Source organism: Enterobacter cloacae complex sp. P2B, from assembly GCF_014895985.1.
In the GTDB taxonomy this organism is placed as follows: domain Bacteria; phylum Pseudomonadota; class Gammaproteobacteria; order Enterobacterales; family Enterobacteriaceae; genus Enterobacter; species Enterobacter bugandensis.
Genome location: NZ_JADBQQ010000012.1, coordinates 54,363 through 68,765, shown reverse-complemented (window position 1 = coordinate 68,765; position 14,403 = coordinate 54,363). Strand labels below are relative to the sequence as shown.

14 protein-coding genes are annotated in these 14,403 nt (G+C 55.4%); 7 read left to right on the top strand and 7 right to left on the bottom strand.

The genetic code is table 11. The features are described from left to right. Positions 1-229 precede the first annotated feature (229 nt). Positions 230-775: a SecY-interacting protein gene (gene syd, locus IM313_RS12450; protein WP_028014266.1), complete on the bottom strand. Its 546-nt coding sequence runs from the start codon at positions 773-775 to the stop codon at positions 230-232. A gap of 69 nt (positions 776-844) precedes the next feature. Here syd and queF point away from each other — a divergent pair, with 69 nt between their 5' ends. From queF to xni, 5 genes are all read left to right on the top strand, one after another. Continuing rightward, entirely contained in the window at positions 845-1,687 is an 843-nt protein-coding gene (gene queF / locus IM313_RS12445) for an NADPH-dependent 7-cyano-7-deazaguanine reductase QueF (RefSeq protein ID WP_028014267.1), read from the top strand. A gap of 114 nt (positions 1,688-1,801) precedes the next feature. Further along, complete coding sequence (gene ppnN / locus IM313_RS12440; RefSeq protein WP_023309027.1) at positions 1,802-3,166, top strand: nucleotide 5'-monophosphate nucleosidase PpnN; 1,365 nt, start codon at positions 1,802-1,804, stop codon at positions 3,164-3,166. Positions 3,167-3,680: 514 nt separating this feature from the next. After that, positions 3,681-4,976, top strand: coding sequence for an HAAAP family serine/threonine permease (locus IM313_RS12435; RefSeq protein ID WP_028014268.1), 1,296 nt, complete (start codon positions 3,681-3,683; stop codon positions 4,974-4,976). A gap of 65 nt (positions 4,977-5,041) precedes the next feature. Beyond that, the gene (gene sdaB / locus IM313_RS12430; RefSeq protein ID WP_028014269.1) at positions 5,042-6,409 is read left to right on the top strand and encodes an L-serine ammonia-lyase II; all 1,368 of its coding nucleotides are present in this window, start codon (positions 5,042-5,044) and stop codon (positions 6,407-6,409) included. Between the two features lie 112 nt (positions 6,410-6,521). Then, the gene (gene xni, locus IM313_RS12425) at positions 6,522-7,277 is read left to right on the top strand and encodes a flap endonuclease Xni (RefSeq protein WP_192971671.1); all 756 of its coding nucleotides are present in this window, start codon (positions 6,522-6,524) and stop codon (positions 7,275-7,277) included. Positions 7,278-7,339: 62 nt separating this feature from the next. On the opposite strand, the gene rlmM is transcribed toward xni, so the two are convergent. The 4 genes from rlmM to IM313_RS12405 all read right to left on the bottom strand — a co-directional run bounded on the left by rlmM (position 7,340) and on the right by IM313_RS12405 (position 10,362). Beyond that, the gene (rlmM, locus tag IM313_RS12420; RefSeq protein ID WP_028014271.1) at positions 7,340-8,440 is read right to left on the bottom strand and encodes a 23S rRNA (cytidine(2498)-2'-O)-methyltransferase RlmM; all 1,101 of its coding nucleotides are present in this window, start codon (positions 8,438-8,440) and stop codon (positions 7,340-7,342) included. Further along, the gene (locus IM313_RS12415) at positions 8,433-8,828 is read right to left on the bottom strand and encodes a DUF423 domain-containing protein (RefSeq protein WP_028014272.1); all 396 of its coding nucleotides are present in this window, start codon (positions 8,826-8,828) and stop codon (positions 8,433-8,435) included. Before IM313_RS12415 ends, rlmM begins: the two co-directional genes overlap by 8 nt. A gap of 39 nt (positions 8,829-8,867) precedes the next feature. Beyond that, entirely contained in the window at positions 8,868-9,785 is a 918-nt protein-coding gene (gcvA, locus tag IM313_RS12410; protein WP_014885066.1) for a glycine cleavage system transcriptional regulator GcvA, read from the bottom strand. A gap of 349 nt (positions 9,786-10,134) precedes the next feature. After that, a complete protein-coding gene (locus IM313_RS12405; protein ID WP_008499648.1) occupies positions 10,135-10,362 on the bottom strand; it encodes a YgdI/YgdR family lipoprotein in 228 nt (75 codons plus the stop codon). Between the two features lie 192 nt (positions 10,363-10,554). On the opposite strand from IM313_RS12405, the gene csdA reads away from it, so the two are divergent. Continuing rightward, entirely contained in the window at positions 10,555-11,760 is a 1,206-nt protein-coding gene (gene csdA / locus IM313_RS12400; protein WP_192971670.1) for a cysteine desulfurase CsdA, read from the top strand. Continuing rightward, positions 11,760-12,206, top strand: coding sequence for a cysteine desulfurase sulfur acceptor subunit CsdE (gene csdE / locus IM313_RS12395; RefSeq protein ID WP_047364461.1), 447 nt, complete (start codon positions 11,760-11,762; stop codon positions 12,204-12,206). Before csdA ends, csdE begins: the two co-directional genes overlap by 1 nt. Here the strand turns inward: csdE and tcdA are convergent. Continuing rightward, positions 12,197-13,003, bottom strand: a complete 807-nt coding sequence (gene tcdA, locus IM313_RS12390) for a tRNA cyclic N6-threonylcarbamoyladenosine(37) synthase TcdA (RefSeq protein WP_006811804.1) — start codon at positions 13,001-13,003, stop codon at positions 12,197-12,199. The genes csdE and tcdA overlap by 10 nt on opposite strands. 75 nt (positions 13,004-13,078) lie before the next feature. Next, a complete protein-coding gene (mltA, locus tag IM313_RS12385) occupies positions 13,079-14,176 on the bottom strand; it encodes a murein transglycosylase A (RefSeq protein ID WP_028014275.1) in 1,098 nt (365 codons plus the stop codon). Positions 14,177-14,403 lie beyond the last annotated feature (227 nt).

The following is a 14,403-nucleotide window of genomic DNA, read 5'->3' as shown; positions in this document are numbered from 1 at the left end:
GTGTCGGCATCCTGTCGACGGAGATAGAATCCGCTATTCCGCTTCGTCTTACAACCCACCCTTGCAGCACTGTAAGCCGTAAGAAATCCCTAAAAAAGATGCGATGAACAACTAATTCTTTGAAAAACAGAGTGATATTAATCTGAATTAAATAAGGCAATACTGAATGATCCAGCGATCTCTCACAAACCTTGTAAGAGATCTCTCACACGCGTCGTAGCATCATGGATTACAGAAGTGGCTCAAGCCGGGTAAGGAAATCCGCAAGAGAGGGGGCGAGCGTTTCGCGATTGCGGGTACCGATGGTCTCTTTAATCACTTCCCCGGACAGGTTGCAGACGGATATCACATCCAGTTCGCTGTCCAGCGTGGCAATAAAGAGCGTCGGAGAAAGCTTAAGGCGTTTTTGCGTGACCAGATGACCAATCAGGTTTTCCTGAACACGCTGCAGATCGTCTTCGCTCCAGGTCTGCAACAGCGTCAGCGTCAAATCACCCAAGCGCGCGGGCATATCCCCTGCAAACTGCGTGGCATAAAACGCGTGAACCGCTGGTTGTACCACAAGGTCCATAGCCCGTTCAACCGCATTTACATTTTGCTCAGCGGTATTGGGCTTCGGCTGCCAGATAACATAGTCATCCTGCGAAGAGATAATGCACGGCGACGGCACGCCATATAAATCAGCGCTTTGCGGCCATGTTCCGTGCTTTTCATGCCACGCGTCGCAATAGCGGGTTGTGAAGGTAGTAAGGGCATTTGCAGTTTCGATGTCCACCGATTTCTCTCTTCTTGTAAGACAGGATAAACTCTGCCCATAAGTGTACCTGTAAAGTGGCTATGAAACATGTCTTACGAAAATCATCAGGCGTTAACCGGCCTAACGCTGGGTAAATCGACCGATTACCGCGATACCTACGATGCAAGCCTGCTGCAGGGCGTGCCGCGCAGCCTGAACCGCGATCCTCTTGGACTGCATGCGGACGCGTTGCCGTTTGTCGGCGGCGATATCTGGACGCTGTACGAACTCTCCTGGCTTAACGCGCGCGGTCTGCCGCAGGTGGCCGTGGGCCACGTTGAGCTGGACTATGCCAGCGTGAACCTGGTCGAGTCCAAAAGCTTTAAGCTCTATCTCAACAGCTTCAACCAGACCCGATTCAACAGCTGGGACGAGGTTCAGCAAACGCTGGAGCGGGATTTAGCCGCCTGCGCACAGGGGAACGTGTCCGTCTCGTTATACCGCCTGCACGAGCTGGAAGGACAGCCCATCGCCCACTTCCACGGAACCTGCATCGACGAGCAGGACATCGAGGTGGAGAATTATGAATTCAGCGCCGATTACCTCGAAAACGCGGCGAGCGGAAAAGTGGTTGAAGAGACGCTCGTCAGCCATTTGCTGAAGTCCAACTGCCTGATTACCCACCAGCCGGACTGGGGTTCGGTGCAGATCCAGTACCGAGGCCCGAAAATTGACCGGGAAAAACTGCTGCGCTATCTGGTGTCGTTCCGCCATCACAACGAATTTCACGAGCAGTGCGTGGAGCGTATTTTTAACGATATTCAGCGTTTCTGCCAGCCGGAGAAACTGAGCGTTTACGCGCGCTATACCCGCCGTGGCGGGCTGGACATTAACCCGTGGCGCACTAACACCGATTTTGTGCCGGCAACGGGCCGGCTGGTGCGTCAATAATATAAATATTTTCACAATATGCGTGCGGTATTCCTCCGAAGTGTTGTGAAACGTCACGCGCCAGGGCTATTGTAATCAAAGGGAATGACGATAATCGTCCCATAAGGAGCTCACTTGATTACACATATTAGCCCGCTTGGCTCAATGGATATGTTGTCGCAGCTGGAAGTGGACATGCTTAAACGCACGGCCAGCAGCGATCTTTATCAACTGTTTCGTAACTGTTCACTTGCCGTACTGAACTCCGGAAGCCTGACAGATAACAGTAAAGAACTGCTGTCCCGCTTCGAAAGCTTTGATATTAACGTGCTGCGCCGCGAGCGTGGCGTGAAACTGGAAGTGATCAACCCGCCGGAAGAGGCCTTTGTCGACGGACGTATCATTCGTTCCCTTCAGGCCAACCTGTTTGCCGTCCTGCGCGACATCCTGTTTGTTAACGGGCAGATTCACAACGCGGGCCGCTTCCAGCATCTCGACCTGGAAAGCTCCGTTCATATCACCAACCTGGTGTTCTCTATTCTGCGCAACGCCCGCGCCCTGCACGTTGGCGAAGCACCAAACATGGTCGTCTGCTGGGGCGGCCACTCGATTAACGAAACCGAATATCTCTATGCCCGTCGGGTCGGAACGCAGCTTGGCCTGCGCGAGCTGAATATCTGTACCGGCTGTGGTCCGGGTGCAATGGAAGCACCAATGAAAGGTGCAGCCGTGGGTCATGCGCAGCAGCGTTACAAAGAGGGGCGGTTTATCGGCATGACCGAGCCGTCAATCATCGCCGCTGAGCCGCCTAACCCGCTGGTCAATGAGCTGATTATCATGCCGGATATCGAGAAGCGTCTTGAGGCGTTTGTTCGTATCGCTCACGGGATTATCATCTTCCCGGGCGGCGTGGGAACGGCGGAAGAGCTGCTCTATCTGCTGGGGATTCTGATGAACCCGGCCAACAAAGATCAGGTTCTGCCGCTGATCCTGACCGGCCCGAAAGAGAGCGCCGACTACTTCCGCGTGCTGGACGAGTTTATCGTGCATACGCTGGGAGAAGCCGCGCGTCGTCACTATCGCATCATCATTGATGATGCGGCGGAAGTGGCGCGCCAGATGAAAAAAGCGATGCCGCTGGTGAAAGAGAATCGTCGTGATACCGGTGATGCGTACAGCTTTAACTGGTCAATCCGCATTGCGCCTGACCTGCAGATCCCGTTCGAGCCGACCCATGAAAATATGGCGAACCTGAAACTCTACCCGGACCAGCCGGTGGAAGTGCTGGCCGCCGACCTGCGTCGCGCCTTCTCCGGGATTGTGGCGGGCAACGTGAAGGAGATGGGCATCCGCGCGATTGAGCAGTATGGTCCGTACAAGATCCACGGCGACCCGGAGATGATGCGCCGTATGGACGACATGCTTCAGGGCTTTGTGGCTCAACACCGCATGAAGTTGCCGGGTTCAGCCTACATTCCGTGCTACGAAATCTGCACGTAACGCTCAGTTTCTTCTTCTCAAAGCCGGGGCACCCTGTAGCGGGTCCCGGCTTTTTTATTAGCGAATCAATTCATAGGCCTCACTTATAACTTTAACAAACTTACGGCGAACGCAATCGATTACCTCCATTTAACAACCGTAATTTATCAGCCTTAAACTAAATTACCCGCAAGAAAATCCTAAAAAGCCATATCTTTACAGCGGAAGACACCTATATTGCGGGCCGCTCTTTTAGCCCACATGTCGTTGGTGGTAGCCTTCGCGCCCGTAAATTCTATTTGATGTTTTTTTAACAGATAAATGGTCTAAAGATGCCCACATCATAAGTGGATTATTGCATTTGGGATCGCGATCACTGATAGATTCATAACGAGAATGTATCTTTCCGCCCGCCAATAGTTACGGGCGAAAATTATTAAAAAACCGTCACTGAACGAATTTCATATTACCGTCAGGCACTTTTTCATCGGATTTGACTAAAAACCTGACAATTTGCTTCCTCCAGGAGATACAGATGGAAACCACTCAAACCAGCACCGTTGCTTCGATTGAATCCCGAAGTGGTTGGCGCAAAACGGATACCATGTGGATGCTGGGCCTTTACGGCACGGCAATCGGCGCTGGTGTACTGTTCCTTCCTATCAACGCAGGCGTCGGCGGTCTGATTCCGCTGATCATCATGGCCATCATCGCCTTCCCGATGACCTACTTCGCACACCGCGGTCTGACCCGCTTCGTGCTGTCCGGTAAAAACCCGGGCGAAGACATCACCGAAGTGGTTGAAGAACATTTCGGCGTTGGCGCAGGTAAACTGATTACCCTGCTCTACTTCTTCGCGATTTACCCAATCCTGCTCGTCTACAGCGTGGCGATCACCAACACCGTAGAAAGCTTCATGACGCACCAGTTGCACATGACGCCGCCACCGCGTGCCATTCTGTCTCTGATCCTGATCGTCGGCATGATGACCATCGTGCGCTTCGGCGAGCAGATGATTGTTAAGGCCATGAGCGTGCTGGTCTTCCCGTTTGTGGCTGCGCTGATGCTGCTGGCCTGCTACCTGATCCCACAGTGGAACGGTGCAGCGCTGGAAACCCTGTCCCTGAGCAGCGCGTCTGCGACCGGTAACGGCCTGCTGATGACCCTGTGGCTGGCGATCCCGGTAATGGTCTTCTCCTTCAACCACTCCCCAATCATCTCCTCTTTCGCCGTGGCGAAACGCGAAGAGTACGGTAATGGTGCAGAGAAGAAGTGCTCCAGCATCCTGGCCCGCGCTCACGTGATGATGGTGCTGACCGTGATGTTCTTCGTCTTCAGCTGCGTACTGAGCCTCTCCCCGGCGGACCTGGCGGCAGCGAAAGAACAGAACATCTCTATTCTGTCTTACCTGGCGAACCACTTTAACGCACCGCTGATTGCGTGGATGGCACCGATCATCGCGATGATCGCCATCACCAAATCCTTCCTGGGCCACTACCTGGGCGCGCGTGAAGGCTTCAACGGTATGGTGATTAAATCTCTGCGCGGTAAAGGCAAGAGCATTGAAATCAACAAGCTGAACAAAATCACTGCACTGTTCATGCTGCTCACCACCTGGGCGGTAGCGACCCTGAACCCAAGCATCCTGGGCATGATTGAAACCCTGGGTGGCCCGGTTATCGCGATGATTCTGTTCCTGATGCCGATGTACGCGATTCAGAAAGTGCCTGCCATGCGCAAGTACAGCGGCCAGGTCAGCAACGTGTTTGTGGTTATCATGGGCCTTATCGCTATCTCTGCGATCTTCTACTCCCTGTACACCATGTTCTGATGAACGCCCGCGCCGCCTTCGGGCGGCGCACTCCTCCCCCTCTGACTGAAAGCAATGGACGCATCATGATTAGCGTATTCGATATTTTCAAAATCGGTATTGGTCCTTCCAGCTCTCACACCGTCGGACCAATGAAAGCCGGTAAGCAGTTCACGGATGACTTGATTGCACGCGGCATTCTGCACGACATCACCCGCGTGGTTGTCGATGTGTACGGCTCGCTTTCCCTGACCGGGAAAGGCCACCATACCGATATCGCCATTATCATGGGCCTGGCGGGAAATCTGCCGGATACCGTTGATATTGACGCGATCCCTGGCTTCATCCAGGACGTGAACACCCACGGTCGTTTGCTGCTGGCAAACGGTGAGCATGAGGTTGAATTCCCGGTTGACCACTGCATGAATTTCCATGCGGACAACCTGTCGCTGCACGAAAACGGCATGCGCATTACCGCGCTGGCCGGCGACAAAGCGGTTTACAGCCAGACGTATTACTCCATCGGCGGCGGCTTTATCGTCGATGAAGACCACTTTGGTCAAACCACCACCTCTTCTGTTGAGGTCCCGTATCCGTACAAAACCGCGGCAGATCTCCAGCGCCACTGCCAGGAGACGGGGCTTTCCCTCTCCGGCCTGATGATGAAAAACGAGCTGGCCCTTCACAGCAAAGAGGAGCTGGAACAGCATTTCGCTAGCGTCTGGGAAGTGATGCGCGGCGGCATTGAGCGCGGGATCACCACCGAAGGCGTTCTGCCGGGCAAGCTTCGCGTACCGCGTCGTGCGGCGGCGCTACGTCGTATGCTGGTGAGCACCGACAAAACGACAACGGACCCGATGGCCGTCGTCGACTGGATCAACATGTTCGCCCTGGCGGTGAACGAAGAGAACGCCGCAGGGGGCCGCGTCGTCACGGCGCCAACCAACGGTGCCTGCGGTATCGTTCCGGCCGTGCTGGCGTACTACGACAAGTTTATCCGTGAAGTGAACGCTAACTCCCTGGCGCGCTACCTGCTGGTCGCCAGCGCGATTGGTTCTCTGTATAAAATGAACGCTTCCATTTCCGGTGCGGAAGTAGGCTGTCAGGGCGAAGTCGGCGTGGCATGCTCCATGGCGGCAGCGGGCCTGGCGGAACTGTTGGGCGCAAGCCCGGCGCAGGTCTGCATCGCTGCGGAAATCGGCATGGAACATAACCTGGGGCTAACCTGCGATCCGGTTGCCGGACAGGTACAGGTGCCGTGCATCGAGCGTAACGCCATCGCCTCCGTCAAAGCGGTGAACGCGGCGCGTATGGCGCTGCGCCGCACCAGTGAGCCACGCGTCTGTCTCGATAAAGTTATCGAAACCATGTACGAAACCGGTAAAGATATGAACGCCAAATACCGCGAAACCTCTCGCGGCGGCCTGGCGATGAAGATCGTAACCTGCGATTAAGCCTCTCAGGAAGCCTCGTTTTGCGAGGCTTCTTCCTGTTTTCCCTCACGCTATTCGTTTCATCCTGCCGACAGTGATACCCTTTACCCATTAGATTTAAGGGAGAATATCTGTGGCTGTTCATTTGCTTATCGTCGACGCGCTCAATCTGATTCGCCGAATCCATGCGGTACAAGGCACGCCCTGCAAGGACACCTGCCTGCACGCGCTGGAGCAGCTTATTCGCCACAGCGAGCCGACGCACGTCGTGGCCGTGTTTGATGACGAAGCGCGCAACAGCGGCTGGCGACATCAGCGCCTGCCCGACTACAAGGCTGGACGCGCGCCGATGCCGGACGATCTCCATGCCGAAATGCCCGCTCTGCGTGCCGCCTTTGAGCAGCGTGGCGTCCCCTGCTGGGGTGCACAGGGCAATGAAGCCGACGATCTCGCGGCCACCCTGGCCGTAAAAGTGGCAAGTGCCGGGCATCAGGCCACTATCGTTTCAACTGACAAAGGCTACTGCCAGCTGCTCTTCCCCACGATCCGCATTCGCGACTATTTTCAAAAACGCTGGCTGGACGCGCCGTTTATTGCCAGCGAGTTCGGCGTCTTGCCTGAGCAACTGCCGGATTATTGGGGTCTGGCAGGCATCAGCAGCTCTAAGGTTCCGGGTGTCGCCGGTATTGGACCAAAGAGCGCCGCCCAGTTGCTGACCGATTTTCAGAGTCTGGAAGGGATTTACGCCCGTCTGGATGAGGTGCCAGAAAAGTGGCGCAAGAAGCTGGAGGCGCATAAAGAGATGGCGTTTATCTGCCGCGAGGTGGCGACGCTACAGACAGATTTACAGCTGGACGGGAATTTACAGCAGTTGCGGTTAGAACGTTAAAACGTCAACACGGTTTTGTAGGCCCGGTAAGCGCAGCGCCACCGGGCAAAACAAAGCACGCACTATCGCTCGTCGCGACGTCCGCCTACAGCCGCCCACCAGCGACGGATGTGTACCGTTACCTCTTCGCGGTCGTGGTACAACTGACGCGCCTGGATCTCCACGTTAATACCGTGCTCATCCAGCTGTGCCTGAATATAGGCCAGGTTCTGGGATACCTCCTCGTAGCGCTTTTTCATCGGCAGCTTGAGGTTGAAAATGGTCTCACGGCACCAGCCGTTCACCAGCCAGGAGGCCATCAGCGCGGCCACTTTCGCCGGCTTCTCCACCATGTCGCACACCATCCACGAGATGTTGTTGCGGGTTGGGCGATAGCGGAAACCGTCTTCTCGCAGCCAGGTGACCTGCCCTGTGTCCATCAGGCTTTGCGCCATTGGACCGTTATCCACAGACGACACCCACATGTTGCGTTTCACCAGCTGATAGGTCCAGCCGCCCGGGCACGCGCCAAGGTCGACGGCATACATGCCGTTAGCCAGACGCTCGTCCCACTCATCTGCCGGGATAAAGACGTGAAACGCCTCTTCCAGCTTCAGGGTTGAACGGCTCGGCGCATCTGCCGGGAACTTCAGGCGCGGGATGCCCATAAAGAATGGCGAATTGTTATTGGTGTACGAATAGCCCGCATAGCAGCAGCCCGGTGCGATAAAGAAGATATGCACCACCGGACGCTTCGGCGTTTCGTAGTTTGTCAGTATGCCCGCGTCACGCAGCGCTGCGCGCAGCGGCACGGTGAACTTACGGCAAAACTTCATCAGCTCTTTGCTTTCGTTGGTATCGGCAACCTCAACGCGCAGGTCGCCGCCCTTCTCCACCACGCCCTGCAGCATGCCCACAATCGGCGTGATGCGATCTTCCGGCGGAAGATCTTTCAGCAACTCACCCGCGACGAACATCTGGCGGGCGAAGATCAGCGAGCTGAACGGCAGCTCGCGCGCCAGCTTATCGGCGTCTTCAGGCTGATAACATTCGAATACCACATAGCCCGCATTTTCTTTTACGCGAGCAAAGCCGAAGACTTCGCGCTTCGCCGCTTTATCGGTAATTTCCGCGGCGCACTCTTTCTCAAACCCCGGGCGACAATATAAAACAACCTTATTCATGAACAACGCCCTTGCGTTTCAGACGGATAGCTCCGATAAACATTAATACCCAACCCGCCAGGAAGCTCACGCCGCCGACAGGTGTAACAAACGCCCACAGGCGCAAATGCGAGAGGGCCAGACAGTAAAGGCTGCCGCTAAACAGCACGGTACCCAGCGCCATAAATACGCTACTCCAGTAAAACCAGATGCTTATCCGGCGCTGCATCGCTACCGCCAGCCCAAAAATAGCCAGCGTATGAAACGCCTGGTATTCAAGGCCGGTCTGGATCCAGCCCATCTCGACGGCGCCCAAAGACTTGCTCAATACGTGCGCGCCAAAGGCGCCCAGTGCAACAAAAATAAAGCCACTCACCGCGGCAAAAATCAGCATGAATCGGCTGGTCATGTTTAAGTCCTGAATTAATGCGTGCCCGGCACACAAACGTTATTGTTCATACCTGAAGCGGAATTTTTCTTGCTCGCTTGCCGCTTTCGCCAGTATCCACTGCCGGAAGGCGGCTATTTTACCCAGTTCTGCCTGACTGTCATGACAAACCAGATAAAATGCATTCTTGCTGACCAGTACATCATTAAAAGGGCAAACCAGACGGCCTGCCTCAATTTCGGACTGCGCCATCACGTTGTTCGCCAACGCCACGCCCTGTCCGTGAATGGCAGCCTGTAGCACCATCGCACTATGGCTAAAAATGGGGCCCTGCTGCACGTTTATATGACTAAGACCTAATTGACGGGTATAAGTTTGCCAGTCGCGGCGAGAGGCATCATGTAAAAGCGTATGCTGCGCCAGGTCAGCGGGTGTTTTCAGCGCCTTGTCGCCTGTTAAAAGCAGAGGCGAACAGACCGGCAGCAGATATTCTGCGTATAATTTCTCGACACGCAAGCCCGGCCAGTTGCCGCGACCATAAAAAATGGCGACATCCACATCATCGGCCAGCTTGTCTTCCTGACGATCCACCGCCTGGATTCGAACGTCGATCCCCGGATAAGCTGAGTTAAAGCTTGAGAGTCTGGGCACCAACCACTGAATGGCAAAACTGGGCAATAAACTAACAGTCAGGGCACCTTTTGCACTGCGTGCCTGCAGCTTACGCGTGGCTTCCGTGAGCTGGGAAAAAATCTCTTTAATATCCTGAAAATAGCTCTGCCCCTCTTCGGTCAACAGCAAGGAACGATTGCGTCGGCGGAACAGCTTAAGGCCCAGGAAATCCTCCAGGGACTTGATTTGGTGACTTACTGCGGCCTGTGTCACAAAAAGCTCATCTGCCGCACGGGTGAAGCTCAGGTGACGTGCTGCTGCATCAAAAACGCGTAATGCATTAAGGGGTGGCAATCGCTTTGACATGGTTATCTGGCTTAGATGTTAACGGAATTTAACAAACAGGAAACAACGTTTAACCTATTAGTTTTTTTTATCTGAGCCATTATAATTTGTCCGTTGAGGAACTACCAGCAAATACCTATAGTGGCGGCACTTCCTGAGCCGGAACGAAGAGCTTTTTTCGGAATGCGTGTTCTGAAGGGCTTTTGGCTTACGGTTGTGATGTTGTGTTGTTGTGTTTGCAATTGGTCTGCGATTCAGACCACGGTAGCAACGCTACCAATTTTTCACTTCCTGTACATTTACCCTGTCTGTCCATAGTGATTAATGTAGCACCGCCAATTTGCGGTGCTTTTTTTTCGCCTGCGATCGGTTAATGCTCGATCTCTTTCATCTCTTTCACGTCCGTGCGGTTGATCTGCTGCTTGTTCCCGTTAGCATCTTTGTACGAAATCATCCCGGTATCGTTATCGGTAGTCGGTTTCCCTTCCGAAACGATAGAACGACCATCGTTTGTGTGCATCACGTAGTTGTTACCAGAACAGGCGCTCAGGGCAAAAGTAAACGCACAGGCAGAAATGATTGCAGCTGTCTTATTCATGATTATTCTCCTTTAGCAATTAATGCTATTCAAACCTCGATTTATAACAGGCTAAAACATCCGCCTAACACTATTTAGCATAACCTGCTTTTTCGAGGTCGCCAGGATAAGCAGACAAATCTGATAGATATCAACTTCCTTGCCCTGCCGCTGAAATTGCGCGACGATCTCTCTATCGACACGAGGAATTCCATGAACGCTTTCAGTCCTGCGCAGTTTCGCGCACAGTTTCCGGCGCTGGCCGATGCCGGTATTTATCTTGATAGCGCCGCCACGGCCCTGAAGCCCCAGGCGGTGATCGAGGCCACGCAGCAGTTCTACAGCCTGAGCGCCGGCAACGTACATCGCAGCCAGTTTGCCGAAGCGCAGCGCCTGACCGCGCGCTATGAAGCCGCACGCGATCAGGTTGCACGCCTGATCAATGCCGAAAGCGGGAAAAATATCGTCTGGACGCGCGGTACGACTGAAGCCATCAATATGGTGGCCCAGAGCTATGCCCGCCCGCTGCTGCAGCCAGGGGACGAAATCATTGTCAGCGAAGCAGAGCACCACGCTAACATGGTGCCGTGGCTGATGGTGGCTGAGCAAACGGGCGCGCGCGTTATTAAGCTCCCGTTGAGTGCAGACTTTCTGCCTGACGTGGCCCGTCTCCCTGAGCTGATTACCCCCCGCAGCCGTATTCTGGCGCTGGGGCAGATGTCCAACGTCACCGGCGGCTGTCCGGATCTGGCTCGCGCCATTGAGATTGCCCATGCCAGCGGCGTGGTGGTGATGGTCGACGGTGCTCAGGGCGTGGTTCATTTCCCCGCTGATGTGCAGGCGCTGGATATCGACTTCTATGCCTTCTCCGGGCACAAACTCTACGGGCCAACCGGGATTGGCGCGCTGTACGGTAAGCCAGAACTGCTGGCAAAAATGACGCCGTGGCTCGGCGGCGGCAAAATGATTACCGAGGTGACCTTCGACGGTTTTAAAACGCAGGAGGTGCCTTACCGTCTGGAAGCGGGCACGCCGAACGTGGCCGGGGTCATCGGCCTGAGCGCCGCACTTGAATGGCTGGCGGAAACGGACGTGGTTCAGGCGGAAAGCTGGAGCCGAGGGCTGGCGACGCTGGCTGAGGAAGAACTGAAAAAACGCCCGGGTTTCCGCTCGTTCCGCGTTCAGGATTCCAGCCTGCTCGCCTTTGATTTTGCTGGTGTGCATCATAGCGATATGGTGACGCTGCTGGCCGGGTACGGCATTGCCCTGCGCGCCGGACAGCACTGCGCCCAGCCGCTGCTGGCGGCGCTCGGCGTAAGCGGTACGCTGCGCGCCTCGTTTGCGCCGTATAATACCCAAAGCGATGTCGACGCGCTGGTTAGCGCCGTTGACCGCGCCCTTGAAATACTGGTGGATTAATGACTAGCGCTGCTTTAGCCGGACATCCGTTTGGCACGGTCATCACTGAAGAGACCTTAAAACAGACCTTCGCCCCGCTCCAGCAGTGGGAAGATAAATATCGTCAGCTGATCCTGCTGGGTAAACAGCTGCCAGCTCTTTCCGACGATCTTAAAGCGCAGGCGAAAGAGATTGCGGGCTGTGAAAACCGCGTCTGGCTGGGCGTGAGCGTCTCCGGCGAGAAGCTGCATTTCTTCGGCGACAGCGAAGGGCGCATCGTCCGGGGCCTGCTGGCGGTCCTGTTAACCGCCATTGAGGGGAAAAGCGCGGCGGAATTGTTAACGCACTCGCCGCTGGCGCTGTTCGACGAGCTGGGGCTGCGCGCGCAGCTTAGCGCCTCGCGCGGTCAGGGCCTGATCGCGCTCAGCGACGCGGTGCTGGACGCCGCACGTCAGGCTCAGGCCTGACGTTCCGCCTTCGCCATCATCTTCTTCAGGGCGTGAGAGACCGCCACAAAGCCAAAAGAGGCGGTTACCATGGTGGCCGCCCCAAAGCCTGACGCGCAGTCCATGCGTTTTGGCCCTTCCGCCGTGCTTTTCATCGCACAAACTGAACCATCCGCCTGCGGGTAGACCAGCGCTTCGGTGGAGAACACGCAGTCGACGCCCAGCTTGCCCTTGCTGTTCTTCACCACATTGAAGTCGCTCTTCAGGCGTTCACGCAGCTTGGCAGCCAGCGGATCCTGAATGGTTTTCGCCAGATCGGCAACCTGGATCTGCGTGGGATCGATTTGCCCGCCCGCGCCGCCGGTCGTGACCAGCGGCACCTTGTAACGACGGCAGTATGCGATCAGCGCCGCTTTAGGCCGCACGCTGTCGATGGCGTCAATCACATAGCTGTAGCCTTTGCTCATGTACTCCGCGACGTTATCTGCCGTCACAAAGTCGTCGATCACCGTCACCCGACACTCCGGATTGATGAGGCGAATGCGCTCCGCCATCACCTCGGACTTCGCCAGACCGACGTTATCACGCAGGGCGTGGATCTGACGGTTAGTGTTGGTCACACAAACGTCATCCATATCAATCAGCGTGATTGCGCCAATCCCGGTTCTCGCCAGCGCTTCCGCCGCCCAGGAGCCGACACCGCCAATGCCCACGACGCAGACGTGCGCATCCGCAAACAGCTGCAGGGCTTTTTCACCATAGAGACGTGCCGTGCCGCCAAAACGCTGGCGCCAGGCATCGCTGATTACCACAGACATAAAACCTCAGATGTAAAAAGGGTGAGGTTTTCCTCACCCTGAACAGTAATCCGTATTGCGCTCAGAATACCACAATCAGCCGCTGAATACGTTTCCGGTGCCCGGCGCGGCCTTCAGCACCCATACGCGTCCGTAGTGGTTATACCAGCCTGCACGGTGACCGGCATCCGGGCCAATGCCCTGATAGATATCAAAGTGCTGGCCCTTAATCGCTCCGCCCACATCCAGGGCTACCATCAGACGCAGCTCATATTTGCCGTTGAACTTGCCGTTGTTGTCGAGCAGAGGGACTTCCGCCAGCAGCGTGGTACCCGCAGGAATGATAGAACGATCCGATGCCACCGACGCGCGGCCAATCAGCGGCACGGCGCTGGCCCCTTTCACCGGGGCGAAGTTTTGCGGCTTGAAGAAGACGAACGATGGGTTCTGCTCCAGCAGCTCGCGCACCTCGGCTTCACTGTGCTTTTCGCCCCACTCGCGGATCGCCTGCATCGACATATCTTCTTTTTTCACTTCGCCGCGGTCAATCAGCACCTTACCGATGCTGCGGTAGGCATGGCCGTTTTTCCCGGCATAGCTGAAGAAGTTGAGCGGTGAACCGTCGCCAAAATCAATGTAGCCGCTGCCCTGCACGTCCATGATGAAATTATCCATCAGGGAGTTGCTGTAGGCCAGGACGTAGTTTTCGCTCAGCGCACCGGCGTAGATTTCGGCGCGGGACGGCAGACGGCCGCGTTTTGGCGGCATACGGTAGATAGGGTACTGGAACTCGCCCTGGCGCGTGTGTCGCGCCTGAACCACGGGCGTGTAATAGCCGGTGAACTGGACGTTGCCGTAGTTATCCGCCCCTTCCATTTGCCAGGCATCAATACCAAACTGGCGCATGTTGCGCGTATCGCCGCCCGCCTTCAGCCAGTCCTGTACCGCGCTATAAACATTGTTCTGTGAGCTATACAGACGCGGCGACGCATTGCGGATCTGGTAGACCTGCTCGGAGAAATCACCGGCGTTGATCGGCGCGCCAACGGCGTCAGGCTGATTAACTAAAGAGAAAGGCTGGGATAACTTCCCGTCTTTATACTGCTGACCGCGATCGGTCGGTTTGGAAGAACAGGCCGCAAGAATCGCTACCATTGCGCCCGCCATCAGATACTTCGCCCAACGTCCTTTCATTATATCTCGTCTTTAAGTTGCCCATTTCCGCGTGATGAAGATAACAAACCGACAAAGCGAATGAAATGCGATCGCATGCCCTTTGGCAAATTCAGAGCAAAAAATAGTCTAAATGTCGCAATGCCGTTCACTTTACATACAAAGTTAATGATTTATGTGAAAAAGGGGTTGCATCACAAACCTATCCGAGTATAGTGCGCTTCCACGGACGCGGGGTGGAGCAGCCT